The organism is Streptomyces sp. A3M-1-3 (assembly GCF_024213665.1).
Classification (GTDB): domain Bacteria; phylum Actinomycetota; class Actinomycetes; order Streptomycetales; family Streptomycetaceae; genus Streptomyces.
Genome location: NZ_JANAVP010000011.1, coordinates 42,649 through 64,837, shown reverse-complemented (window position 1 = coordinate 64,837; position 22,189 = coordinate 42,649). Strand labels below are relative to the sequence as shown.

The window sequence follows — 22,189 nt, the reverse complement described above, 5'->3', positions numbered from 1 at the left end:
CTCTGTACGGGGGCACACCGAGTGGAGACGCATCTGTGCGAGAGAATGGCGGCATGGATATGCCGAGGAGTGAACGGTCGCAGGAGAGCCCCCAGGTCCTTGTGGTGGGACAGGACGGGATGGCAATCGGCGGCGCCGATGACGAGTCGCGCGAGGTCCCGGTGACGGAGATGGTCGAACAGCCCGCAAAGGTCATGCGGATCGGCAGCATGATCAAGCAGCTCCTGGAAGAAGTCCGTGCGGCTCCTCTGGACGAGGCGAGCCGGGTACGGCTCAAGGACATCCACGCGAGTTCGGTCAAGGAGCTCGAGGACGGCCTCGCGCCCGAGCTGGTCGAGGAGCTGGAGCGGCTGTCGCTCCCCTTCACCGACGAAGCGATCCCCTCGGAAGCCGAACTGCGTATCGCCCAGGCTCAGTTGGTCGGCTGGCTCGAAGGTCTCTTCCACGGGATCCAGACGGCTCTGTTCGCCCAGCAGATGGCGGCGCGGGCCCAGTTGGAGCAGATGCGCCGCGCACTGCCGCCGGGCGCGGGCGGGCACCCCGACGACGATGACGAGCACGGCCACGGAGCCATCCGCTCCGGCCCCTACCTGTAGGGGGTGCTTCTCGGATCTCCGCGGCGTCGCGAGCCCTGGCACGCCCGCTCGCGTTGCCGAAATGCCCGAGTGGCTCCGCTACTAGGACACTCCGGCGCCTTGCGATCGCACGCACCAGACCCCGCTCCTCCTCCAACGGAGATCCGAGAAACACCCCCTGGTTCCGCTCCGTGGCTCCGCGTTCCCCCGAAGATCTGCAAGGGCCATACTCGGGGGCATGACAGCGTATGACGCGATCGTGCTCGCCGGAGGCGCGGCCAAGCGGCTCGGCGGCGCCGACAAGCCCGGCCTGAGCGTCGGCGGTCGTGCGCTGCTCGACCGGGTGCTGAGTGCCTGCCCCGACGCCGGCGTCACCGTCGTCGTCGGCGGCAGGCGGCCCACCGCCCGACCGGTCGTCTGGACCCGCGAGGAGCCGGCCGGCGGCGGCCCGCTGACCGCCCTCGACGCCGGAGTACGGCGCACATCGGCCGAGAGCCTGCTCGTTCTCTCGGCCGATCTGCCGTTCCTGGGGGAGCAGACCGTACGGCAGCTGCTGGCAGCCCTCGGACACAGCGGCCGGGAGGCCGCGCTGCTCGCCGACCCCGACGGGCGCGACCAGCCCCTGGTCGCCGCGTACCGTGCCGAGCCGCTCCGCCGCGAGCTCGCGCTGCTCGCCACCGAGCACGGCGGACTCACCGGGCTGCCGCTGAGACTCCTCACCGCCGAGCTGGACCTCACCCGGGTCGCCGCGGGTCCTTTGGACTCCTTCGACTGCGACACCTGGGACGACATCGCCGCCGCCCGAGCGCAGATCAGGGAGCATGGGAACGTGCTGGATGAATGGATCACCGCAGTCAAGGACGAGCTCGGCATCGAGCTCGACGTCGACACCGCCGTACTCCTCGACCTCGCCCGCGACGCCGCGCACGGCGTCGCCCGGCCCGCCGCACCGCTGACCACGTTCCTCGTGGGATACGCGGCGGCGAAGGCGGAGAAGGCCGGAGGCGGTCCCGAGGCGGTGGCCGAGGCCGCGCGCAAGGCCGCGGCCCTCGCGGCGCGCTGGGCCGACGAAGGATGAGCACCGCGAACGGGGACCACGACCGCGAGCTCGACGAGGCTCTGGCCCTGGTCTGTCGGGTCCCGGAGCCCGCCGCCGCCTCCACTCCCGAACCCACCCCGGCCGCCGCCTCGGCACCGGGCCAGCGTCACCGCGCCACCGGCTGGCCCGAGGCCCGCGCCCTGGCGGCGCGCTCGGCCCGCGCGCTGCCTGTCCGTACCCGGCGGGCACCCCTCGACGGGGCGCTCGGTGAAGTGCTCGCCGGCCCGCTGGAAGCCCTCACCGACCTGCCGTCGTTCGACACCTCGGCCATGGACGGCTGGGCGGTGGCAGGGCCCGGCCCGTGGATCGTCCAGGAGGGCGGGATCCTCGCGGGCGGTGACCGGCCCGCGCCCCTCGCGGACGGTGAAGCGGTCCGGATCGCCACGGGCGCCCGCGTTCCCGCCGACGCCACCGCCGTGATCCGCAGCGAACACGCCCGTGCGGACACCAACGGCCAGTTGTACGCGGACCGTGAGGTCATCCAGGGACAGGACATCCGCCCGCGCGGCCAGGAGTGCCACAGCGGCGACCGGCTGCTGCCCGCCGGCACGCTGGTGACACCCGCCGTACTGGGACTGGCCGCGGCCGCCGGATACGACGAACTGCTCACCGTCTCCCGCCCACGGGTCGAAATCCTCGTGCTGGGCGACGAGTTGCTGACCGCCGGACGGCCGCGCGACGGGCTGATCCGCGACGCACTCGGCCCCATGGCCGGGCCCTGGCTGCATGCCCTCGGCGCCGACGTGATCGCCACCCGCCGCCTCGGCGACGACGCCGAGGCGCTGCACAAGGCGGTGACCACCTCCGATGCCGACCTTGTCGTCACCACCGGCGGCACCGCGTCGGGTCCCCGCGACCATGTCCATCCGGTCCTGCGCCGGGCCGGCGCGGAGCTGCTCATCGACGGGGTCGCCGTCCGGCCCGGCCACCCGATGCTGCTGGCCCGGCTCACCCAGGAGAGGTTCCTGGTGGGCCTGCCCGGCAATCCCCTCGCCGCGGTTTCCGCGCTGCTGACCTTGGCCGAGCCGCTGCTGCGGGGGCTGGCGGGTCTGGCCCCCCGGCCCCCGTACACCGCGCCCGTACGCGGCGACGTACACGGCCATCCGTACGACACCCGGCTGGTCCCGGTCGCCCACCGCGCCGACGCGGCCGTGCCGCTGCACTACAACGGGCCCGCCATGCTGCGCGGTATCGCGACCGCGGACGGGCTGGCCGTCGTGCCGCCCGGCGGCGCGGTGAGCGGGCAGGAACTGGACATCCTCGATCTGCCCTGGCTCGGCCTGCCGTGGCCCGCGGGAGGTTTCACGTGAAACTTCACGGCTACGACGCGATGGCCCGACAGGCGGACGAGCGCCTGGTCACCCGGCCTGTGAAGATGCCCAAGCGGATCGTCGAGCGACCGCTGCGCCAGGTCGGCAAGCGACTGCTGATGGCCCTGGGCGTGCTCGTGCTGACGGTCCTCATCGTCTACCTCGACCGCGGCGGCTACAACGACAACTCCGACAACAGCGTCGACTTCCTCGACTCCGTCTACTACGCGACCGTCACTCTTTCCACCACGGGTTACGGCGACATCGTCCCCTACAGTGCGAGCGCCCGGGTCTCCAATGTGCTGCTGGTGACACCCCTGCGCGTGCTCTTTCTGATCATCCTGGTCGGCACCACTCTCGAGGTCCTCACGGAGCGCACCCGGGAGGAGTGGCGGCTGAACCGCTGGAGGGCCCAGTTGCGTGATCACACCGTCGTCATCGGCTTCGGCACGAAGGGGCGCTCCGCGCTCGAGACGCTCTGCGCCACCGGGCTGAAGAAGGAACAGGTCGTCATCGTCGACCCCAGCGCAAGGGTCATCGACACGGCCAACGCCGAGGGGTTCGTCGGGGTGATCGGCGACGCGACCCGCAGCGAGGTACTGCTCCGCGGGGAAGTGCAGAAGGCCCGTCAGATCATCATCGCCACCCAGCGGGACGACACCGCGGTCCTCGTCACGCTCACCGCCCGCCAGCTCAACCGCGGCGCGAAGATCGTCGCCGCGGTGCGGGAGGAGGAGAACGCGCCGCTGCTGCGCCAGTCCGGCGCCGACGCCGTGATCACCAGCGCCAGCGCGGCCGGCCGGCTGCTCGGTCTGTCGGTGCTCAGCCCCAGCGCGGGCACCGTGATGGAGGACCTGATCCAGCAGGGCAGCGGCCTCGACCTCATCGAACGCCCGGTGATAAAGGCAGAAGTCGGCAAGAACGTCCGCGAGACCGGCGACCTGGTGGTGAGTGTGCTGCGCGGCCACCGGCTGCTGGCGTACGACGACCCGACCGCCAGCCCGCTGCAGCTCACCGACCGGGTGATCTCCATCGTGCGGGCGTCACCGGTCACACCGGCGCAGAGCCCGGAGTAGCCTCGCCGCCATGCATGCGATCACGATCCCCGAACCCGGCGGCCCCGAAGCTCTCGTCTGGGCTGAGGTACCCGATCCCGTGCCCGGCGAGGGCGAGGTCCTCGTCGAGGTCGCGGCCAGTGCGGTCAACCGCGCAGACCTGCTGCAACGACAGGGTTTTTACAACCCGCCGCCCGGCTCCTCCCCGTACCCCGGGCTCGAATGCTCCGGGCAGGTCGCGGCGCTCGGCCCCGGCGTCTCGGGCTGGGCCGTCGGCGACGAGGTCTGCGCACTGCTCTCCGGCGGCGGCTACGCCGAGAAGGTCACCGTCCCCGCCGGGCAGTTGCTGCCTGTCCCGGACGGCATCGACCTGGTCACGGCAGCGGTGCTGCCCGAAGTGACCTGCACCGTCTGGTCGAACGTCTTTATGATCGCTCATCTCCGCCCGGGCGAGACCCTGTTGGTGCACGGCGGCGCGAGCGGCATCGGCACGATGGCCATTCAGCTGGCCAAGGCCGTCGGCGCCCGGGTCGCGGTCACCGCGGGCGGACCCGAAAAGCTGGCGCGCTGCGCCGAACTCGGCGCCGACATCCTGATCGACTACCGCGAGCAGGACTTCGTCGAGGAGCTGCGCAAGGCCACGGACGGGGCGGGCGCGGACGTCATCCTCGACATCGTCGGCGCGAAGTATCTGGACCGGAATGTGCGGGCACTGGCCGTCAACGGCCGCCTCGCGGTCATCGGGCTCCAGGGCGGCGTCAAGGGCGAACTGAACCTCGCCTCCCTGCTGGCCAAGCGGGCGGCCATCACGGCCACATCACTGCGGGCCCGCCCGGTGGCCGAGAAGGCGTCGATCGTCGCCGCCGTACGGGAACACGTCTGGCCCCTGATCGGCGCGGGCCGGGTCCGCCCGGTCGTGGAGCGAACGGTCCCCCTTCCGGAGGCGGCCGAGGCACACCGCGCCCTGGACGAGGGCACGCACGTCGGCAAGATCCTGCTGCTGGCACCGTGACGAAAAAGCCCCCGCTGCCGCCGCCGACGGCGACGGGGGCACTTCGCCTTACAGCGAGCGCAGCAGCACCGCCGGGTGCTCGACGCAGTCGGCCACATAGCGCAGGAATCCGCCGGCCGTGCCACCGTCGCAGACCCGGTGGTCGAACGTCAGCGAGAGCTGGACGACCTGGCGGACGGCCAGCTCACCGTCGTGGACCCACGGCTTGGCGACGATCCGGCCGACGCCGAGCATGGCCGCTTCGGGGTGGTTGATGATCGGCGTGGAGCCGTCGACCCCGAAGACGCCGTAGTTGTTCAGGGTGAAGGTGCCGCCCGTGAGGTCCCCCGGGGTCAGGGTCCCGGCCCGGGCCTTCTCCGTGAGACGGGCGAACTCGGCGCTGAGCGAATCGGCGCTCAGGTCCTGCGCGTCCCGAACGACGGGCACCACCAGCCCTCGGTCGGTCTGTGCGGCGAACCCGAGGTGGACCTCCGGCAGGCGCACAATCTCCCGCGCCCCCATGTCCACGGTGGAGTTGAGCTCGGGGAACCGCGCGAGCGCGGCCGTGCAGATACGGGCGAGCAGCGCGATGACCGAGATCTTCGGGCCGCCGGCCGCGTTCATGGCAGCGCGGGCGGCCATCAGCTCGGTGGCGTCGGCGTCGACCCAGCACGTCGCGTCCGGAATCTCGCGCCGGCTGCGGGACAGCTTGTCGGCCACCGCACCGCGTATTCCGCGCAGCGGGACCCGCTCGCCCGCGCGCTCGGGCACCGGCTCGAGCGCCGGTCGGAGCGCGGCCTCCACATCGGAGCGCAGGATCAGCCCGTCCGGGCCGGAGCCGGTCAACTCCCGCAGGTCCAGGCCGTTCTCGCGGGCCAGCCGCCGCACGAGCGGCGAAATGACCGGAACAGGGCCGATCGCCGTGGGCGGCTCGAACTGCTCGGGCGCGGCCTGAACGACAGCCGGGACGACAGGAACGACCTCCGCCGGGCGGATCCGCCGGCGCCGCACGGTCGGACCCGTATCGGTGCCATAGCCGACCAGCACATTCCCGGACCCGCCCCCGGACCCGGAACTCCCCGCCCCCGGACCGGGCTCCGCATCGGCCTCGGCCGACACCGCACCCACCGCGACCGTCAGCAGCGGTGCGCCGACTGGCAGTTCCGTGCCCTCCTCGCCGAAGCGCGCGGTGACCACGCCCCCGTACGGGCAGGGCACCTCGACCATCGCCTTGGCCGTCTCGACCTCGACCACCGGCTGGTCGATGGCGACTACATCGCCGACCGCCACCAGCCAGCGGACGATCTCGGCCTCGGTCAGTCCCTCACCGAGGTCCGGCAGCTTGAATTCCAGGACCTGTGCCATTCAGCTCCCCGCCTCCCACTGCAACCGCGCGACCGCGTCCAGAATCCGGTCCACACCGGGAAGATGGTGCCTCTCCAGCATCGGCGGCGGATACGGGATGTCAAACCCGGCGACCCTCAGCACCGGCGCCTCCAGGTGGTGGAAGCAGCGCTCGGTGACCCGGGCGGCGATCTCCCCGCCGGGCCCGCCGAAGCCGGTGGACTCGTGCACGACGACCGCGCGCCCGGTGCGCCGCACGGACTCGGCCACCGTCTCGTCGTCGAACGGCACCAGCGAGCGCAGGTCGACGACTTCGAGGTCCCATCCCTCGGCCCGGGCCGCTTCCGCGGCCTCCATGCAGACCGGCACGGAGGGACCGTACGTAATGAGCGTGGCGCTGCGGCCCGGGCGCCGCACAACGGCCCGCCCTATCGGCTCGACAGCGGCAGGCGCGTCCGGTGACCACTGCGCCTTGGACCAGTAGAGCCGCTTGGGCTCCAGGAAGACGACCGGGTCGTCGGACGCGATCGCGGCCCGCAGCAGCCCGTACGCGTCGGCCACCGTCGCGGGGGCGACGACATGGAGCCCCGGAGTCGCCATGTAGTACGCCTCGGAGGAATCGCTGTGGTGCTCGACGCCGCCGATCCCGCCGCCGTACGGCACGCGGACCACGATCGGCAGCGGCATCGCGCCCCGGGTGCGGTTCCGCATCCGGCCCACGTGGCTGATGAGCTGCTCGAACGCCGGATACGCGAACGCGTCGAACTGCATCTCGACGACCGGCCGCAGCCCGTACATCGCCATGCCGACCGCGGTCCCCAGAATCCCGGCCTCCGCGAGCGGCGTGTCCGTACAGCGGTCCTCGCCGAACTCCTTCGCGAGCCCGTCGGTGATCCGGAACACCCCGCCGAGCGTGCCGACGTCCTCGCCGAGGACGTGCACGCTCGGGTCCTCGGCCATCGCGTCGCGCAGCGCGCGCCCGAGCGCCTGCGCCATGGTGGCCGGCTTGACGGCAACGGTGGTCATCGCTCCCCCTCCGCGTCAGAAACGGCGTCCGAAGCGGCGTCGGCGTCGAGCTCGGCGCGCAGCATCTCGGCCTGCTCCCTCAGTTGCGTGGTCTGCTCCGCGTAGACATGCGCGAAGAGATCCATCGGGTCCAGTACCGGATCGGCGTTCATCCGCTCGCGCAGCCGCGCGGCCATCGTCTCGGCCGCCTCCTTCGCCGCCCGGATGCCGTCCTCGTCGAGCAGCCCACGCCCGGTCAGTTCGCGCTCCAGCAGCAGGATCGGGTCGTGCTCACGCCACGCCTCGACCTCGCCGTCACCGCGGTAGCGGGTGGCGTCGTCCGCGTTGGTGTGGGCCTCCATGCGGTACGTGATCGCCTCGACCAGCGTCGGTCCGCCGCCCGAGCGGGCCCGCCGTATCGCGTCGCTCAGCACCTCGTGCACCGCGGCCGCGTCATTGCCGTCGACCAGTCGGCCGGGCATGCCGTACCCCACGGCCTTGTGGGCCAGCGACGGGGCAGCGGTCTGCTTGGCGAGGGGCACCGAGATGGCGAAGCCGTTGTTCTGTACGAAGAAGACGACCGGCGCCTGCCACACGGCCGCGAAGTTGAGCGCCTCGTGGAAGTCGCCCTCACTGGTCCCGCCGTCGCCGACCATGGCGAGCGCCACGACGTCGTCGCCCTTGAGCCGGGCCGCGTGGGCGAGGCCGACCGCGTGCGGCAGCTGGGTGGCGAGCGGCGTGCACAGCGGCGCGATCCGGTGCTCGTGCGGGTCGTATCCGGTGTGCCAGTCACCGCGCAGCAGGGTAAGAGCCTGTACGGGATCGAGGCCGCGCGCGACGGCCGCGAGGGTGTCGCGGTAGCTGGGGAAGAGCCAGTCCTGCTCCTGGAGGACGAGCGCCGCTGCGACCTCGCTCGCCTCCTGGCCGACGGTCGACGGGTAGACGGCGAGCCTGCCCTGCTTGGTCAGGGCGGTGGCCTGCGCGTTGTACCGCCTGCCGCGCACCAGCTCGGCGTACAGCCTCAGCATCAGGTCGGGGTCGAGCCGGTCGGCGGCATCGGTGCCGAGCACGCGGTACGGCTCGGGGTCCGGGAGCAGCGGTGCGGGGTCGGTACGGGGCCTCCAGGCCGGCGGCGGCGTGGGGCGGTAAGACGCACCGGGCAGCTCTTGGACCGTCATGACGACCTCCTCCTCGTGGGAGCGGGCGGGGGGCGCACGAGAGTGAGGCGCCTCACCTACCGATTGTTCGGTCGTGGAGGCATTTTGGCTACAGGCACCGCCAGGCTGTGGACAAACGGTTCTCCACAGCCTGAGATATAGGCAGGACGTCCATGACAGAGAGGCCGGGGGCAATGACGGATGAACAAATGGCCGCCGAGGACACGGCGGGCCAGGACTCTCCCGCACGTCCCCTGGACGCCATCGACCGCGACATCCTGCACATGTTGCGCACCGACGGCCGTGCCTCGATACGGTCCGTCGCCGAGCGGGTGCACGTCTCGCGCGCCAACGCGTACGCGCGGATCAACCGGCTCATCGACGACGGGGTGATCCGCGGCTTCACCGCCCGGGTCAACCATGAGCGGGCGGGCCACGGCGCCTCCGCGTACATCACGCTCAAGATCGTCCAGAACTCCTGGCGCACCGTGCGCGAGCAGCTCCAGGCCCTCCCCGGAGCCGCCCATATCGCGCTGGTCAGCGGCGATTTCGACGTACTGCTCCTGGTTCACACCCCGGACAACAGGACGCTGCGCGAGCTGGTGCTCACCAAGCTGCAGGCGATTCCCGAGGTGCTCTCCACCCGCACGCTGCTTGTCTTCGAGGAAACGGACCTCGACCCGATACCTGACCTGCCGTACTAGCAGGTCAGGGGCTGGTCAGGGGCTGGTGCGCAGCCCGTCGAAGGCCAGCCGTACGACCGTCTCCGCCACCTGGTCGCGGTCCGCGCCGTCGTCCGGATGCGGCCGGTACCACTCCACCAGCGAGTTCACCATGCCGAAGAGCAGCCGAGTGGCGAGCCGGATGTCGACATCGGCCCGCAGATCGCCGTCCGCGGCGGCCGCCTTCAGCAGATCGGACACCCGCTGGTCGAACTCGCGGCGCCGCTCCAGCGCCCACCGCTCGGTCTTCGTGTTGCCGCGTACCCGCAGCAGCAGGGTGACGTACGGCACCTCGGCCATCAGCACCTCGACGGTGCGCCGGGTCACGTACTCCACCCGCTCGATCGCCCGTCCCCGCGCCGCCCCCGGCTCGTCGAGGATGCCGAAGAGCCCGTCGAGCGCGCGGCTTACGGCGCGCCTCAGCAGCTCCTCCTTGCCGGCGACATGGTGGTAGATCGAGGACTTGGAGATGCCGGCGGCCTTGGAGAGGTGCTCCATGGACGTGCCGTCGTACCCGCGCTCGTTGAAGACCCGGACGGCGACCGTCAGGAGCGTCTCCGGGGTGTACGTGTCCCGCTTGACGGCGGTCATGACGCGGCCTCCTCACTGGCTGACGAGGCGTAGGACTGCCGGTACAGCGCCAGGGACGGGGCGTAGCGCCCGGTCGGACAGCGCTCGTGCAGCACGCGCAGCAGCTCGAACGCCCAGTCCTGGCCGAGCCTGCGGCCCCATTCGACCGGGCCCAGCGGGTAATTCACGCCGAGCCGCATGGCGGTGTCGATGTCCTCGGGCGTCGCGACGCCCTTGGCGACCGCGTCGGCGGCGAGGTCGACCAGCATGGCGACGGTCCGGGCGACGATCATGCCGGGTACGTCCCCGATCACGCTGACGTCCTTGCCGAGCTTCTGGAAGAGGCCGGTGGCTTCCCGCAGCGCCTGCTCGGAGGTGTCCGCGGAGACCGAGAGCGCGATGCGGGTGGCGCCCCGGTAGTCGAGGGCGAGGTCGAAGTAGACGACGTCGTCGTACTCGACCGAGGTCGCGCCGTCGGCCGGGACGAGCTGTCCTTCACCGGGCAGCGCGATGTAAGGGCCGCCCGACTCGACCGACTTCACGGCGATCCCGGCCTCTTCCATCATGGCGCCCAGCTCGGCGGCGGGCCCGAGGTCGCCCACGACGGTCACGGCCTCGGGGGCGTCCTCGGGCGGAGCCGTGTGCGGTACGGGCTTCGGGGCCCCTTCCGCGTACGGGAACCAGCCGTGGCCGGACTTGCGGCCGAGCCGGCCCGACTCGACCAGCCGCCGCTGCGCGAGGGACGGGACGAACTTCGGGGACTGGAAGAAGGCGTCCCAGACCGAGCGGGTGACCGCCTCGTTGACGTCCTGGCCGATCAGGTCGGTCAGCTCGAACGGGCCCATCCTGAAGCCCCCGCACTCGCGCAGGACGGCGTCGATCGTGGCCGGGTCGGCGCCCCGCTCCTCGTACACCGCGAACGCCTCGGCGTAGAAGGGGCGGGCGATGCGGTTGACGATGAAACCGGGGGTGTCGGCGCAGCGGACCGGCGTCTTGCCCCAGGCGGCGGCCGTCTCGTACGCGCGGGTGGCGGCCGTCTCGTCGGTCGCGAAGCCGCTGACCACCTCGACGAGGGGCAGGAGCGGCGCCGGGTTGAAGAAATGCAGGCCGACGAAGCGGCCGGGGTTCTTCAGGGCGCCCGCGATCGCGGTGACGGAGAGGGAGGAGGTGTTGGTGGCGAGCAGGCAGTCGTCGGCGACGGTCTCCTCGAGCGCGCGGAACAGCTCCTGCTTGACCGGGAGCCGCTCGACGATCGCCTCGACGACGAGCGCGGCGTCGGACAGCTCGGCCACGTCGGCCGCCGGGTGCAGCCGGGCCAGGGCGCCGTCGGCCTCCGCGCGGTCGAGCCGGCCCTTCTCGACGAGGCGGGCCAGGCGGGCGGCGACCGTCTCGGCCGCCTCCTGCGCGCGTCCGGGCACGGCGTCGTAGAGGCGCACGGGGTGGCCGGCGGCCAGGGCGACCTGGGCGATGCCCTGGCCCATGGTGCCGGTGCCGACGACGGCGACAGTGCGGGACCGCTCGATTGCTGTCATGACCCCGATCCTCCCGCATGAGTTTTCCACAGGGCTTGGCGGGCCCTCTTGTCCCGACCGATCGTTCGGTTACTGTATCTCTTGTCCGCCTTTCCCTGCCCGCCCGTCTCCCACCACCGCCCATTGAAGAGCGCTTCGCGCGCCGATTCGATTGAGCTCGACGAGGAGTTGGTCCTTGATGGCCGCCGAACTCACCGCACCTCAGCTGTCCGAGAAGCACCGGCCCACGCTCGACCAGGCCCTCGATGCGATCCGCACGCGTGCGTACTGGTCACCGCACCCCGAGCACCCCAAGGCGTACGGCGAAACCGCCCCCGCCGAGGGTCTCGCGGCCTTCCAGGCCCTGCACGGTACCCGCCTCGACCTGGGCCAGCCCGGCACGGACGGCTGGACGGGCGGCGAGGTCTCGCCCTACGGCCCGGAGCTCGGTGTCGAGTACCCGCACGCCGACCTGGACGTTCTGCTGCCCGCCATGCGGGCGGGGATGACCGCCTGGCGCGAGGCCGGTCCCGAGACCCGCGCCCTGGTCTGCATCGAGATCCTGGCGCGCATCAGCGCCCGTACGCACGAGTTCGCGCACGCGGTCATGCACACCAGCGGCCAGGCCTTCATGATGGCGTTCCAGGCCGGCGGTCCGCACGCCCAGGACCGCGGCCTCGAAGCCGTGGCGTACGCGTACCACGAGCAGACCCGCACGCCCGCCGCAGCCGACTGGTCCAAGCCGCAGGGCAAGCGCGACCCGCTCAACCTCGGCAAGACCTTCACCGCCGTGCCGCGCGGGATCGCGCTGCTCATCGGCTGCAACACCTTCCCCACGTGGAACGGCTACTCGGGCCTCTTCGCCTCCCTGGCCACCGGAAACCCGGTCCTGGTCAAGCCGCACCCGCGGGCCGTACTGCCGCTCGCGCTCACCGTGCAGGTCGCCCGCGAGGTGCTGGCCGAGGCCGGCTTCGACGCCAACCTGGTCGCCCTGGCCGCCGAGCGGCCCGGCGAGGGCATCGCCAAGACCCTGGCCGTCCGCCCCGAGATCCGCATCATCGACTACACCGGCTCCACCGCCTTCGGCGACTGGCTGGAGGCCAACGCCCGCCAGGCGCAGGTCTACACCGAGAAGGCCGGCGTCAACACCGTCGTCATCGACTCCACCGACGACTACAAGGGCATGCTCTCCAACCTGGCCTTCTCGCTGTCCCTCTACAGCGGCCAGATGTGCACCACCCCGCAGAACCTGCTCATCCCCCGCGACGGCATCACCACCGACGCCGGCCCCAAGTCGTACGACGAGGTGGTCGCCGACCTCGCCGCCTCGGTGAACGGCCTGCTGGGGGACGACGCGCGGGCGAACGCGCTGCTGGGCGCCCTGGTCAACCCGGACGTCAAGGCCCGGCTGGAGGCCGCCACGGGACTGGGCGAGGTCGCCCTGGAGTCCCGCGAGGTTGCCAACCCGGACTTCCCGGGCGCGGTGGTTCGTACGCCGGTGATGGTCAAGCTGGACGGCGCACGGAAATACTGGGAGCGGGCTGATGACGAGGCCGCCTACCTGTCGGAGTGCTTCGGGCCGGTGTCGTTCGCCGTCGCCGTCGACTCGACGGGCGACGCGGTCGAGCTGCTGCGTCGCACGGTCCGCGACAAGGGCGCGATGACGGTCGGCGCGTACACGACCTCGGCCGAGACCGAGCGGGCCGTCGAGGACGTCTGCCTGGAGGAGTCCGCGCAGCTCTCGCTGAACCTGACCGGCGGGGTGTACGTCAACCAGACCGCGGCCTTCTCCGACTTCCACGGCTCCGGCGGCAACCCGGCGGCGAACGCGGCGCTGTGCGACGGAGCGTTCGTGGCCAACCGCTTCCGGGTGGTGGAGGTCAGGCGTCAGGCGTAGGACTGTCCGGGCCGCTGCCGTCCCCCGTGTGAGCGGGGCCGGTGGCGGCCCAGTGGAACAGCGTCATCGCCACGCTGGTGGCGAGGTTGTAGCTGGACACCTGGGGTTTCATCGGCAGCGAGACCAGCTTCGTCGCGCGGCTGCGCAGCTCCGGCGAGACGCCGTGGCGCTCGGAGCCGAACGCGAGCAGCGCGTCGTCGGGGACGGTGACCGACCTGATGTCCTCCCCCTCCGGGTCCAGGACGTACAGCGGTCCCGGCGGCAGCCCGTCGAGGCTCGTCCGTTCCACGGCAGTGGCGTAGTGGAGCCCGGCACCGGCCCGTACGGCGTTCTGGTGCCAGGGGTCGATGTCGCCGGTGGTCACCACGCCGGTCGCGCCGAATCCGGCGGCGAGCCGGACCACGGCCCCGACATTGCCGAGGTTGCGGGGATTGTCCAGGACGACCACCGGCGCGGGCCGGGGCAGCCGGGCCAGCGCGTCCCGGTTCGCCCGCGCGCTGCGCCGGACGGCGAGCGCGGCCACCTCGGTGGTGTGGCCCCGGGGCACGAGCTCCCGCAGCACCTGCGAGGGAACCTGCACGAGGGTCTTCGCCAGTACGTCGGTCAGGTCGTCGGCCAGCGCCGCGGCAAGCTCCAGTACCGACGTCCGGTCGCTGGTGAGCGTCAGCCGTACCTCGGCGCCGAAACGCAGCGCGTGCTTCAGGGCGTGGAATCCGTCGAGCAGTACGGCCTCGGGGGCAGCCTCACGCCACTGCCGCACCACCGTGTCGGCCACGCCTTCGCTCTCGCTCACCCCACGAGACTACGGGGGGCCTGCTCCTCGCTCGTACACCGCTGCGCGGGCACCGGCCGCACCCGCGAGAACAGCCGCGTCCGGCCCCGCGCCGCCCGGCCGCCGACCCATAGCAGGAAGGCCGTGGGGAGGAAGACCGCATCGGCCGTGATCATGGCCAGTGAGAAGAACGGCAGCCCCAGCAGGATCGCGATGCCCGCGTGCTCCAGCATCATCGCGGCGAGCAGCACGTTCTTGACCCGCCGGTTGAAGAGCGTGAAGGGGAACGCGACCTGTACGGCGACCGTGCCGTAGCTGAGCAGCATCACGATCACACCGCTGCCCGCGAGCAGCCCGGAAAGAGCGGGCCAGGGCGTGAAGTAGTCCAGGTGGAGTGGGTAGTAGAGCGCGCTGCCGTCCTGCCAGCGGGACCCCTGGATCTTGTACCAGCCCGCGGTCGCGTAGATCAGGCAGACCTCGGCCATGATCACCACCATCGTGGCGTTGTGGACGAGGTTGGCCAGCACGTCCAGCAGCTGGCGCCCCTGGCTGTGCGGCGCGTTGCGGCACGCCGCCCACCACACCCCGTGCACCGACCACAGGCCCCAGAAGACCGCGAGCCAGCCGCCGCTGAGTTCGCCCATCAGGGTGACGGCGGCGAGGACCAGCCCCAGCACCGACCACAGGACCGGGCCGGCCCGGTCCCGCACGGGCAGGACCGCCGCCTGCGCCCGGGCCGCGCGGCGGGCGTCCAGCGACCAGACCTGGGCGCAGCGGGTCAGTACGAGGTAGATCGCCATCAGGTGGATGACGTTGTCGCCGCCGTCGCCCATGAAGACGCTGCGGTTCTGCAGCGAGAGCACACCGGCCATGAAGAGGACGGACATGGCGCGGGTGTGCCAGCCGAGCATCAGCAGGGCGCTGGACGCGATCGCGAGGCCGTACACGATCTCGAACCAGACCGCGCCGTCCGACCACATCAGCGCGGTGAAGGCGTGGTTTCCGGCGATGAGCTGCTGGGCCAGATCCCAGCTCCAGGGACCGTCGGGACCGTACAGCTCGTGGCGGTTGGGCAGTTCGCGGAGCAGGAAGAGCAGCCAGGTGGCGGCGAAGCCTATGCGTATGACCGCGCTCTGGTACGGGCCGAGGGCGCCTGCGGTGACGCGCTGGATGGCGTCGGCGAGCTTCCGGTCGACCGGGATGGGCGGGGTGCCCGGAGTGCCGTGGGTGGCCGGGGTGCCGGGCGTGCCGGGCGTGCCGGGCGTGGTCACTGGGCGGACTCCTTGCGCTCGGCCGGAAGATCGGCGGAGGTCACCCGCCACCAGGGGAGCACCCGGTAGAACGCCTTGGTGTTGATCCGTTCGTCGCTCCACGGCGGGGCCTCGACCGAGGTCGTCGACGACCTGAGCTGGATGCGCTCGACCTTGCCGCCCAGGTCCTCGGCGCCGAGGCGGAGCATCACGATCCGCCGCATGTACGCCTCGGAAAGCTCACCGCGCAGACCGCCGGGCTTGTTCTCGTTGTCGTGGGAACCGGTGTAGAAGTCCCAGGCGCGGCGCAGCTCGTTCTGGTCGACGTGGCTGGGGAAGAAGTTGTGGCGGACCCGTGCCCCGTCCCGCGCGGTCAGGTCCTGCCAGCCGGTGGTCCTGCGCTCACCGCCGGGGGTACGGATGTCGGCCCGCACCTGGACGGCGATGTTCTGCTGCAGCGGGTTGGGGGCGAAGAGCTTCCAGTTCTGTTCGAACTCGGGATAGATCCACCCGTCGATCGCCTCACCGTGCTGCTTGGTCATCGTGTTCGAGGGCGCGACGTGCAGAAACACCATCGACAGATGCACGCAGGCGAACACGCCGATGACCGCGAGGGCGAACGCGGCCACGATCTGGTACGGCAGGGAGAGCCCCGCGATGCCTCGGGGCGGCGCCCCGGAGACGGGTGGCGTGCTCCCGCCCCTGTCGTCGTACGAATCCATCCCCGCCCCGATCCCCAACGGCCCTCGAGCTCAAAGTTATCCACAGAGGTTGACACCCTACGGGCCGCCGACTCACCATTGAAGTCAATGAACCGAACGATCGGTCGGTAGGGAGCCAGGGATGGCAACAGTGGCTGCGGACCACACGACGTACGAGGCCGCCTTCGACGCGGCCGTGGCGGCCGACGAGCGCATCGAACCGCGCGACTGGATGCCGGACGCCTATCGCGCATCGCTGGTGCGCCAGATGGCACAGCACGCCCACTCCGAGATCATCGGCATGCAGCCCGAGGCGAACTGGATCACCCGCGCGCCCTCCCTGCGGCGCAAGGCCATCCTGATGGCGAAGGTGCAGGACGAGGCGGGGCACGGGCTGTACCTGTACAGCGCCGCGGAGACGCTGGGCACCGGCCGTGAGGAGCTGCTCGACAAGCTGCACTCCGGCCGCCAGAAGTATTCGTCGATCTTCAACTACCCGACGTTGACCTGGGCGGACGTGGGCGCCATCGGCTGGCTCGTGGACGGCGCGGCGATCACCAACCAGGTGCCGCTGTGCCGCTGCTCGTACGGGCCGTACGCCCGGGCCATGGTCCGTATCTGCAAGGAGGAGTCCTTCCACCAGCGCCAGGGGTACGAGCTGCTGCTCGCCCTCAGCAAGGGGACTCCGGCCCAGCACGCGATGGCGCAGGACGCGGTGGACCGCTGGTGGTGGCCGTCGCTGATGATGTTCGGCCCGCCGGACGACGAGTCCGCGCACTCCGAGCAGTCGATGGCCTGGAAGATCAAGCGCCATTCGAACGACGAGCTGCGCCAGCGCTTCGTGGACATCTGCGTTCCGCAGGCCGAGGCGCTCGGGCTGACCCTCCCGGACCCGGACCTCAAGTGGAACGAGGAGCGCGGGCAGCACGATTTCGGCGCGATCGACTGGACCGAGTTCTGGGACGTCCTCAAGGGGAACGGCCCCTGCAACGAGCAGCGGATCAGCCAGCGGCGCCGGGCGCACGAAGAGGGCGCCTGGGTACGGGAAGCGGCGGCCGCGTATGCCGCGAAGCACGCACAGAAGCACGGACTGAAGCACGGAGAGGCGACGGCATGAGCAGCTCGACCGACTGGCCGCTGTGGGAGGTGTTCGTGCGCTCGCGCCGCGGACTGTCGCACACGCACGCGGGGAGCCTGCACGCCCCGGACGCGGAGATGGCCCTGCGTAACGCGCGCGACCTCTACACCCGCCGGAACGAGGGCGTCTCGATCTGGGTGGTGCCCTCCACCGCGATTACCGCCTCGTCGCCCGACGAGAAGGACTCCTTCTTCGAGCCGGCGGGCGACAAGCCCTACCGCCACCCGACGTTCTACGAGATCCCCGAGGGAGTGAAGCACCTGTGACACCCGTGACCATCACAACGAACGCCGCGGCTCTCGCCCTGGGCGACGACGCGCTGGTGCTTTCGCACCGACTGGGGGAGTGGGCGGGGCACGCCCCCGTGCTCGAAGAGGAAGTGGCGCTGGCGAACATCGCGCTGGACCTGCTGGGGCAGGCGCGGGTGCTGCTCTCGCTCGTGGGCGACGAGGACGAGCTGGCGTATCTCCGCGAGGAGCGTGCCTTCCGCAATCTCCAGCTCGTCGAGCAGCCGAACGGCGACTTCGCGCACACCGTCGCCCGCCAGCTGTACTTCTCCACCTACCAGCACCTGCTGTACGGGCAGCTTGCGGCCGGGGGCGGTGCCTTCGCCCCGCTGGCCGCGAAGGCGGTCAAGGAGGTCGAGTACCACCGGGACCACGCCGAGCAGTGGACGCTGCGGCTCGGCGACGGCACGGCGGAGAGCCGGGAGCGCATGCAGCGCGGGCTGGACGCGCTGTGGCGGTTCACCGGAGAGATGTTCCAGCCGGTCGAGGGCGTGGACGTGGACACGCGGGCGCTCGAGGACGGCTGGCTGGAGTCGGTGACCTCGGTCCTGGAGCGGGCGGCACTGGCCGTGTCCGACGGACCGCGCACGGGAGCATGGGCGGCCGGCGCGGGACGGCAGGGCCTGCACACCGAGCCGTTCGGGCGGATGGTCGCCGAGATGCAGCACCTGCACCGCAGCCACCCGGGGGCGACATGGTGACCACCACCGCCCTCGAAGAGGAACTGGCCCGGCTGGCCGGATCGGTCCCCGACCCCGAGCTGCCCGTACTGACCCTCGCGGAGCTGGGTGTACTGCGCGGGGTGCAGGTGCTGGGCCCGGGCAGGGTCGAGGTCGAGCTGACCCCGACGTACACCGGCTGCCCGGCGATCGAGGCCATGTCCGCGGACATCGAGCAGGTGCTGCACGCGCACGGGATACCGGACGTCTCGGTCCGTACCGTCCTCTCGCCGGCCTGGTCGACGGACGACATCAGCGCCGAGGGCCGTCGCAAGCTCGCGGACTTCGGCATCGCCCCGCCGCGCGCGCATGCCGCCGGCGGACCGGTCTCGGTGGCACTCTCGGTCCGCTGCCCGCACTGCGGGTCGACGGACACCGAGCTGCTGAGCCGGTTCTCCTCCACCGCGTGCAAGGCGCTGCGGCGCTGCGCCTCCTGCCGCGAACCGTTCGACCACTTCAAGGAGTTGTAGATGGCCCGGTTCCACCCGCTCCGCGTGGCGGCGGTCGACCGGCTCACCGACGACTCGGTGGCCGTAACCCTCGAGGTCCCTCCCGCGCTTCGCGAGGAGTACCGCTACACGCCGGGCCAGCACCTCGCCGTCCGGCTGGACGTCGACGACGCCGACGTCCGCCGTACGTACTCGATCTGCTCGCCGGTCCTCGGCCCGGACGCCCCCGCCGAACTGCGGGTCGGCGTACGGCTGGTGGAGGGCGGGGAGTTCTCCACCTTCGCCCACAAGGAACTGGCCGCGGGCGACACCCTGCACGTGATGACTCCGGCGGGGCGGTTCGTCCTCGAACCGGCCCCCGGGTACTACGCCGCGGTCGTCGGCGGCAGCGGCATCACTCCGGTGCTGTCGATCGCCGGCACGCTCCTGGCGCAGACCCCGGACGCCCGGTTCTGCCTGATCCGCAGCGACCGCACTGCGGCCTCGACGATGTTCCTGGAGGAGGTCGCCGACCTCAAGGACCGCTACCCGGACCGGTTCCAGCTCGTGACCGTGCTGTCCCGGGAGGAGCAGCAGGCGGGCCTCGGCTCCGGACGGCTGGACGAGGAGCGGCTGACCGGCCTGCTGTCCGCACTGCTGCCGGTGGGGTCCGTCACGGGCTGGTTCCTGTGCGGCCCGTTCGGCCTGGTGCAGGGGGCCGAGCGGGCGCTGCGCGGGCTGGGTGTGGAGCGGAGCCGCATCCACGAGGAGATCTTCCACGTGGACGACAGCGCGGCCCCCGCACCGGTGGTCGCGACGGCCGTGCACAGCCGGGTGACGGCGAAGCTGGACGGCCGCTCGGGCACCTGGCCGGTCCAGGACGGCGAGTCGCTGCTGGAGACGGTGCTGCGCAACCGGGGGGACGCTCCGTACGCCTGCAAGGGCGGAGTGTGCGGTACCTGCCGCGCGTTCCTGGTCTCGGGAGAGGTCCGGATGGACCGCAACTTCGCCCTGGAGGCGGAGGAGACCGAGGCGGGCTTCGTGCTGGCCTGCCAGTCCCATCCGACCACGGACGAGGTGGAGTTGGACTTCGACCGCTGAGGCGCGTCCCGTTCCCACCTCGTAGGCGGTGTCCTTTTCCAGGAACCTGTTCTATCTTGACGTCCCGTCAGATCGAGGCAGAACCGTTTGCGTGGGAGGACAGGCAGTGGACTTCACCTTCACCGAGGAGCAGCAGGCGGCCGTCGAGGCGGCGAAGGCGGTCTTCTCGGGCGTCCGGCCGGACAGCGTGCCCAGCCCCGCGCTCACTCCCGGCGCGGTGGCCGACGACTTCGACCGCGCGCTCTGGGCCAGGCTGGCGGGCTCCGACCTGCTGAGCCTCGTGCTCGGCCCCGAGCACGGCGGGGCCGGGCTCGACACCACCGCCCTCTGCCTGGTGCTGCGCGAGTCTGCCAAGGTGCTCGCCCGGGTGCCGCTGCTGGAGCACTGCGCCGTCGCCATGGCCGTACAAGCCTCCGGCGGCGCCGAACTGGCCGCGGAGCTCCTGCCCCGTGCCGGACGGGGCGAGCTGGTGCTGACGGCCGCGGCCAACGGCCGTACCGGACACGACCCGGCCGAACTCGCGGTCACCGCACGGCGGGACGGCGCCGGCTGGGTGCTCGACGGGGTGCAGACGGGTGTGCCGTGGGCCCAGAGCGCCGATCTGATCGCCGTTCCTGCCCATACGGGTGAGGGGCGCGCGGTACTGGCCCTGGTCCCCCGCGACGGGGAGGGCCTCTCCCTCGCCGACCAGGTGTCCACCAGCGGCGAGCGCTTCGCCGAACTCGGCCTGGACTCCGTACGGATCGAGGGCCGCCACCTCATCGACACCGAGGGCGCCTGGGAGCGGCTGCGCAACCTGCTGGCCACCGGCACCTGCGCGCTGGCGCTCGGTCTCGGTGAGGCGGTGCTGCGCATGACCGGCGACTACACCAGCAAGCGCGAACAGTTCGGCTTCCCGGTCGCCACCTTCCAGGCGGTCGCGGTGCAGGCCGCCGACCGGTACATCGACCTGCGCGCCATGGAGGTCACCCTCTGGCAGGCGGCCTGGCGGCTCGACAGCGGGGCCGGCGGACCGCTGCCCGCGGCGGGTGATGTGGCGGTGGCGAAGATCTGGGCGTCCGACGGCGTACGGCGGGTCGTGCAGACCGCCCAGCACCTGCACGGCGGCTTCGGCGCGGACACCGACTACCCCCTGCACCGCTACCACGCCTGGGCCAAGCAGCTGGAGCTGTCCCTCGGCCCGGCCGCGGCACACGAGGAGGCACTGGGCGACCTGCTGGCCGCCCACCCCCTCGGCTAGGCCGAACAGCGCGTCCAGCCCGCACGGGGCTCAGGTCTGTCCGGTCCTAGAGGACGAAGGCCGGGGCGCCGTTGTCGGTGACCATCGGACGGCGGGCGCCGTCCCAGGCGAGCATGCCTCCGTCGACGTTCACGGCGTCGAGGCCCTGCTGGAGCAGGTACTGCGTGACCTGCGCGGACCGGCCGCCGACCCGGCACATCACGTGCAGGCGATGGCCGTCCTCGGCTGCCTCCGTCACCTCACCGAAGCGCGCGACGAAGTCGCTCATCGGGATGTGCAGGGCGCCCTCGACGTGTCCGGCCGCCCATTCGTCGTCTTCCCGGACGTCCAGCACCAAGCCGTCGGCGGGCACCGCGGCGGCGTCCACGGTGGGGAGCGAGCCGAAATTCATGGGGTCAGCCTTCTCTCGTACGTGTGCGAGCAACACCAAAAAACCTAACCCACCAGCTTCGCCAGCTGCGCCTCACGCTCGGAGACCTGCGCGAGCAGTTGCTCGGCGATCTCCTCCAGCAGCCGGTCCGGGTCGTCGGGGGCCATCTTCAGCATCGCGCCGATCGCGCTGGCCTCCAGCTCCTGGGCCACCACCGCCAGCAGCTCCTTGCGCTGCGCCAGCCACTCCAGCCTCGCGTAGAGCTCTTCGCTCTCGCTGGGGCCATGGCCCTCGGGCACCGGCCCCGCGGCCCACTCCTCGGCCAGCGACCTGAGCTGCGCGATGTCACCACGGCCGTACGCGGCGTTGACGCGCACGATGAACTCGTCCCGGCACGTCCGCTCCGCCTCGTCCTGGGCCAGGTCCGGATGCGCCTCCCGGACCAGCTCGCGGTAGAGCTTGCGGACCTCCTCGCTCGGCCGGACCCGCCTGGGCGGCTGCACCTGCTGGTCGGTAAGCATCGCCGCGGCCTCGGGGGAGAGGCCGTCGGAGTCGATCCAGTCGTGGAACAGCTCCTCGACACCGGGCATCGGCATCACCAGCGCCCGCAGGTCCTGCGCCCTGCGCAGATCCTCCGGATCACCGCTGCGGGCGGCCCGGGCCTCCGCGATAAGCGCGTCCAGCTCGTCGAGCCGCGAGTACATCGGGCCGAGCTTCTGGTGGTGGATCCGGGAGAAGTTCTCCACCTCGACCCGGAAGGTCTCCACCGCGATCTCGAACTCGATCAGCGCCTGCTCGGCCGCCCGCACGGCCTTCTCCAGCCGCGCCTCCGGCCGCTCGTCGTGCCGCTGCTCATGGCGCTGCTCGTCGTCGTTCCGGGCGGTCGGCGCCCCGGCAGGTTCCTGGCTCACCCGCCCAGCCTACGGGCGCCCGGCCGGCCCTCGTCA

At 71.6% G+C, this 22,189-nt stretch carries 23 protein-coding genes; 13 read left to right on the top strand and 10 right to left on the bottom strand.

The genetic code is table 11. From position 1 onward, the window contains the following. The first annotated feature begins 53 nt into the window (after nt 1-53). The 5 genes from NLX86_RS14820 (at nt 54) to NLX86_RS14800 (ending at nt 5,051) form a co-directional block, all read left to right on the top strand. Nucleotides 54-596, top strand: a complete 543-nt coding sequence (locus tag NLX86_RS14820) for a bacterial proteasome activator family protein (RefSeq protein WP_302061350.1) — start codon at nt 54-56, stop codon at nt 594-596. A gap of 217 nt (nt 597-813) precedes the next feature. Then, the gene (locus NLX86_RS14815) at nt 814-1,653 is read left to right on the top strand and encodes an NTP transferase domain-containing protein (RefSeq protein ID WP_254372149.1); all 840 of its coding nucleotides are present in this window, start codon (nt 814-816) and stop codon (nt 1,651-1,653) included. Further along, the gene (locus NLX86_RS14810; RefSeq protein WP_254372148.1) at nt 1,650-2,984 is read left to right on the top strand and encodes a molybdopterin molybdotransferase MoeA; all 1,335 of its coding nucleotides are present in this window, start codon (nt 1,650-1,652) and stop codon (nt 2,982-2,984) included. The genes NLX86_RS14815 and NLX86_RS14810 overlap by 4 nt, the downstream gene beginning before the upstream one ends. Before the next feature lie 20 nt (nt 2,985-3,004). Further along, nucleotides 3,005-4,060, top strand: a complete 1,056-nt coding sequence (locus NLX86_RS14805) for a TrkA family potassium uptake protein (protein ID WP_254372265.1) — start codon at nt 3,005-3,007, stop codon at nt 4,058-4,060. A 10-nt stretch (nt 4,061-4,070) separates the two neighbouring features. Further along, nucleotides 4,071-5,051 (top strand): NAD(P)H-quinone oxidoreductase, encoded by a 981-nt coding sequence (locus NLX86_RS14800; RefSeq protein ID WP_254372147.1) that lies wholly within the window; start codon nt 4,071-4,073, stop codon nt 5,049-5,051. Nucleotides 5,052-5,099: 48 nt separating this feature from the next. Here the strand turns inward: NLX86_RS14800 and NLX86_RS14795 are convergent, their stop codons facing one another. The 3 genes from NLX86_RS14795 to pdhA are packed head-to-tail and all read right to left on the bottom strand — an operon-like array spanning nt 5,100 to nt 8,557. Further along, nucleotides 5,100-6,395, bottom strand: coding sequence for a dihydrolipoamide acetyltransferase family protein (locus tag NLX86_RS14795; protein WP_254372146.1), 1,296 nt, complete (start codon nt 6,393-6,395; stop codon nt 5,100-5,102). Then, nucleotides 6,396-7,400, bottom strand: coding sequence for an alpha-ketoacid dehydrogenase subunit beta (locus NLX86_RS14790; RefSeq protein ID WP_254372145.1), 1,005 nt, complete (start codon nt 7,398-7,400; stop codon nt 6,396-6,398). It abuts the gene before it with no gap. Further along, a complete protein-coding gene (pdhA, locus tag NLX86_RS14785) occupies nt 7,397-8,557 on the bottom strand; it encodes a pyruvate dehydrogenase (acetyl-transferring) E1 component subunit alpha (RefSeq protein WP_254372144.1) in 1,161 nt (386 codons plus the stop codon). The genes NLX86_RS14790 and pdhA overlap by 4 nt, the downstream gene beginning before the upstream one ends. 173 nt (nt 8,558-8,730) lie before the next feature. Here pdhA and NLX86_RS14780 point away from each other — a divergent pair, with 173 nt between their 5' ends. Next, nucleotides 8,731-9,240, top strand: coding sequence for an Lrp/AsnC family transcriptional regulator (locus tag NLX86_RS14780; protein WP_254372143.1), 510 nt, complete (start codon nt 8,731-8,733; stop codon nt 9,238-9,240). A 15-nt stretch (nt 9,241-9,255) separates the two neighbouring features. Here the strand turns inward: NLX86_RS14780 and NLX86_RS14775 are convergent, their stop codons facing one another. Both NLX86_RS14775 and NLX86_RS14770 read right to left on the bottom strand, forming a co-directional pair. Beyond that, nucleotides 9,256-9,849, bottom strand: a complete 594-nt coding sequence (locus NLX86_RS14775) for a TetR/AcrR family transcriptional regulator (RefSeq protein ID WP_254372142.1) — start codon at nt 9,847-9,849, stop codon at nt 9,256-9,258. Then, entirely contained in the window at nt 9,846-11,360 is a 1,515-nt protein-coding gene (locus tag NLX86_RS14770) for a 3-hydroxyacyl-CoA dehydrogenase (RefSeq protein ID WP_254372141.1), read from the bottom strand. The genes NLX86_RS14775 and NLX86_RS14770 overlap by 4 nt, the downstream gene beginning before the upstream one ends. 178 nt (nt 11,361-11,538) lie before the next feature. Here NLX86_RS14770 and paaN point away from each other — a divergent pair, with 178 nt between their 5' ends. Beyond that, nucleotides 11,539-13,236 carry a phenylacetic acid degradation protein PaaN gene (gene paaN / locus NLX86_RS14765; RefSeq protein WP_254372140.1) on the top strand — a complete coding sequence of 566 codons (1,698 nt, stop codon included), beginning with the start codon at nt 11,539-11,541 and terminating at the stop codon, nt 13,234-13,236. On the opposite strand, the gene NLX86_RS14760 is transcribed toward paaN, so the two are convergent. The 3 genes from NLX86_RS14760 to NLX86_RS14750 form a co-directional block, all read right to left on the bottom strand. Beyond that, nucleotides 13,220-14,029, bottom strand: coding sequence for a TrmH family RNA methyltransferase (locus NLX86_RS14760; protein WP_254372139.1), 810 nt, complete (start codon nt 14,027-14,029; stop codon nt 13,220-13,222). The genes paaN and NLX86_RS14760 overlap by 17 nt on opposite strands. After that, a complete protein-coding gene (locus tag NLX86_RS14755; protein ID WP_254372264.1) occupies nt 14,026-15,210 on the bottom strand; it encodes an HTTM domain-containing protein in 1,185 nt (394 codons plus the stop codon). The genes NLX86_RS14760 and NLX86_RS14755 overlap by 4 nt, the downstream gene beginning before the upstream one ends. Before the next feature lie 65 nt (nt 15,211-15,275). Next, the gene (locus NLX86_RS14750) at nt 15,276-15,998 is read right to left on the bottom strand and encodes a DUF5819 family protein (RefSeq protein ID WP_374213884.1); all 723 of its coding nucleotides are present in this window, start codon (nt 15,996-15,998) and stop codon (nt 15,276-15,278) included. A 103-nt stretch (nt 15,999-16,101) separates the two neighbouring features. Between NLX86_RS14750 and paaA the strand changes: the two genes are divergently transcribed. The 6 genes from paaA to NLX86_RS14720 all read left to right on the top strand — a co-directional run bounded on the left by paaA (nt 16,102) and on the right by NLX86_RS14720 (nt 20,872). Next, nucleotides 16,102-17,076: a 1,2-phenylacetyl-CoA epoxidase subunit PaaA gene (gene paaA, locus NLX86_RS14745; protein ID WP_254372137.1), complete on the top strand. Its 975-nt coding sequence runs from the start codon at nt 16,102-16,104 to the stop codon at nt 17,074-17,076. Beyond that, the gene (gene paaB, locus NLX86_RS14740) at nt 17,073-17,363 is read left to right on the top strand and encodes a 1,2-phenylacetyl-CoA epoxidase subunit PaaB (RefSeq protein WP_254372136.1); all 291 of its coding nucleotides are present in this window, start codon (nt 17,073-17,075) and stop codon (nt 17,361-17,363) included. The genes paaA and paaB overlap by 4 nt, the downstream gene beginning before the upstream one ends. Before the next feature lie 5 nt (nt 17,364-17,368). Next, nucleotides 17,369-18,085 carry a 1,2-phenylacetyl-CoA epoxidase subunit PaaC gene (paaC, locus tag NLX86_RS14735; protein ID WP_254372135.1) on the top strand — a complete coding sequence of 239 codons (717 nt, stop codon included), beginning with the start codon at nt 17,369-17,371 and terminating at the stop codon, nt 18,083-18,085. Then, complete coding sequence (paaD, locus tag NLX86_RS14730; protein WP_254372134.1) at nt 18,079-18,573, top strand: 1,2-phenylacetyl-CoA epoxidase subunit PaaD; 495 nt, start codon at nt 18,079-18,081, stop codon at nt 18,571-18,573. Before paaC ends, paaD begins: the two co-directional genes overlap by 7 nt. Next, on the top strand, nt 18,574-19,632 hold the full coding sequence (locus NLX86_RS14725) for a 2Fe-2S iron-sulfur cluster-binding protein (protein WP_254372133.1): 1,059 nt from the start codon (nt 18,574-18,576) through the stop codon (nt 19,630-19,632). 106 nt (nt 19,633-19,738) lie between these two features. Then, on the top strand, nt 19,739-20,872 hold the full coding sequence (locus NLX86_RS14720; protein ID WP_254372263.1) for an acyl-CoA dehydrogenase family protein: 1,134 nt from the start codon (nt 19,739-19,741) through the stop codon (nt 20,870-20,872). Nucleotides 20,873-20,918: 46 nt separating this feature from the next. Here NLX86_RS14720 and NLX86_RS14715 read toward each other — a convergent pair whose 3' ends face one another. Both NLX86_RS14715 and NLX86_RS14710 read right to left on the bottom strand, forming a co-directional pair. Beyond that, nucleotides 20,919-21,263 (bottom strand): rhodanese-like domain-containing protein, encoded by a 345-nt coding sequence (locus NLX86_RS14715; RefSeq protein ID WP_254372132.1) that lies wholly within the window; start codon nt 21,261-21,263, stop codon nt 20,919-20,921. A gap of 44 nt (nt 21,264-21,307) precedes the next feature. Beyond that, a complete protein-coding gene (locus NLX86_RS14710) occupies nt 21,308-22,153 on the bottom strand; it encodes a J domain-containing protein (RefSeq protein ID WP_254372131.1) in 846 nt (281 codons plus the stop codon). Between the last annotated feature and the right edge of the window lie 36 nt (nt 22,154-22,189).

Excerpts from the sequence above, each read along its gene's own strand:
- NLX86_RS14820 (WP_302061350.1), top strand. The coding sequence starts at position 54 with ATGGATATGCCGAGGAGTGAACGGTCGCAGGAGAGCCCCCAGGTCCTT.
- NLX86_RS14790 (WP_254372145.1), bottom strand. The coding sequence starts at position 7,400 with ATGACCACCGTTGCCGTCAAGCCGGCCACCATGGCGCAGGCGCTCGGG.
- NLX86_RS14775 (WP_254372142.1), bottom strand. The coding sequence starts at position 9,849 with ATGACCGCCGTCAAGCGGGACACGTACACCCCGGAGACGCTCCTGACG.
- NLX86_RS14715 (WP_254372132.1), bottom strand. The coding sequence starts at position 21,263 with ATGAATTTCGGCTCGCTCCCCACCGTGGACGCCGCCGCGGTGCCCGCC.
- NLX86_RS14725 (WP_254372133.1), top strand. The coding sequence starts at position 18,574 with ATGGCCCGGTTCCACCCGCTCCGCGTGGCGGCGGTCGACCGGCTCACC.
- paaD (WP_254372134.1), top strand. The coding sequence starts at position 18,079 with ATGGTGACCACCACCGCCCTCGAAGAGGAACTGGCCCGGCTGGCCGGA.
- paaA (WP_254372137.1), top strand. The coding sequence starts at position 16,102 with ATGGCAACAGTGGCTGCGGACCACACGACGTACGAGGCCGCCTTCGAC.
- NLX86_RS14815 (WP_254372149.1), top strand. The coding sequence starts at position 814 with ATGACAGCGTATGACGCGATCGTGCTCGCCGGAGGCGCGGCCAAGCGG.
- pdhA (WP_254372144.1), bottom strand. The coding sequence starts at position 8,557 with ATGACGGTCCAAGAGCTGCCCGGTGCGTCTTACCGCCCCACGCCGCCG.
- NLX86_RS14780 (WP_254372143.1), top strand. The coding sequence starts at position 8,731 with ATGACGGATGAACAAATGGCCGCCGAGGACACGGCGGGCCAGGACTCT.
- paaN (WP_254372140.1), top strand. The coding sequence starts at position 11,539 with ATGGCCGCCGAACTCACCGCACCTCAGCTGTCCGAGAAGCACCGGCCC.
- NLX86_RS14810 (WP_254372148.1), top strand. The coding sequence starts at position 1,650 with ATGAGCACCGCGAACGGGGACCACGACCGCGAGCTCGACGAGGCTCTG.
- NLX86_RS14770 (WP_254372141.1), bottom strand. The coding sequence starts at position 11,360 with ATGACAGCAATCGAGCGGTCCCGCACTGTCGCCGTCGTCGGCACCGGC.
- NLX86_RS14800 (WP_254372147.1), top strand. The coding sequence starts at position 4,071 with ATGCATGCGATCACGATCCCCGAACCCGGCGGCCCCGAAGCTCTCGTC.
- NLX86_RS14795 (WP_254372146.1), bottom strand. The coding sequence starts at position 6,395 with ATGGCACAGGTCCTGGAATTCAAGCTGCCGGACCTCGGTGAGGGACTG.
- NLX86_RS14805 (WP_254372265.1), top strand. The coding sequence starts at position 3,005 with ATGGCCCGACAGGCGGACGAGCGCCTGGTCACCCGGCCTGTGAAGATG.
- paaB (WP_254372136.1), top strand. The coding sequence starts at position 17,073 with ATGAGCAGCTCGACCGACTGGCCGCTGTGGGAGGTGTTCGTGCGCTCG.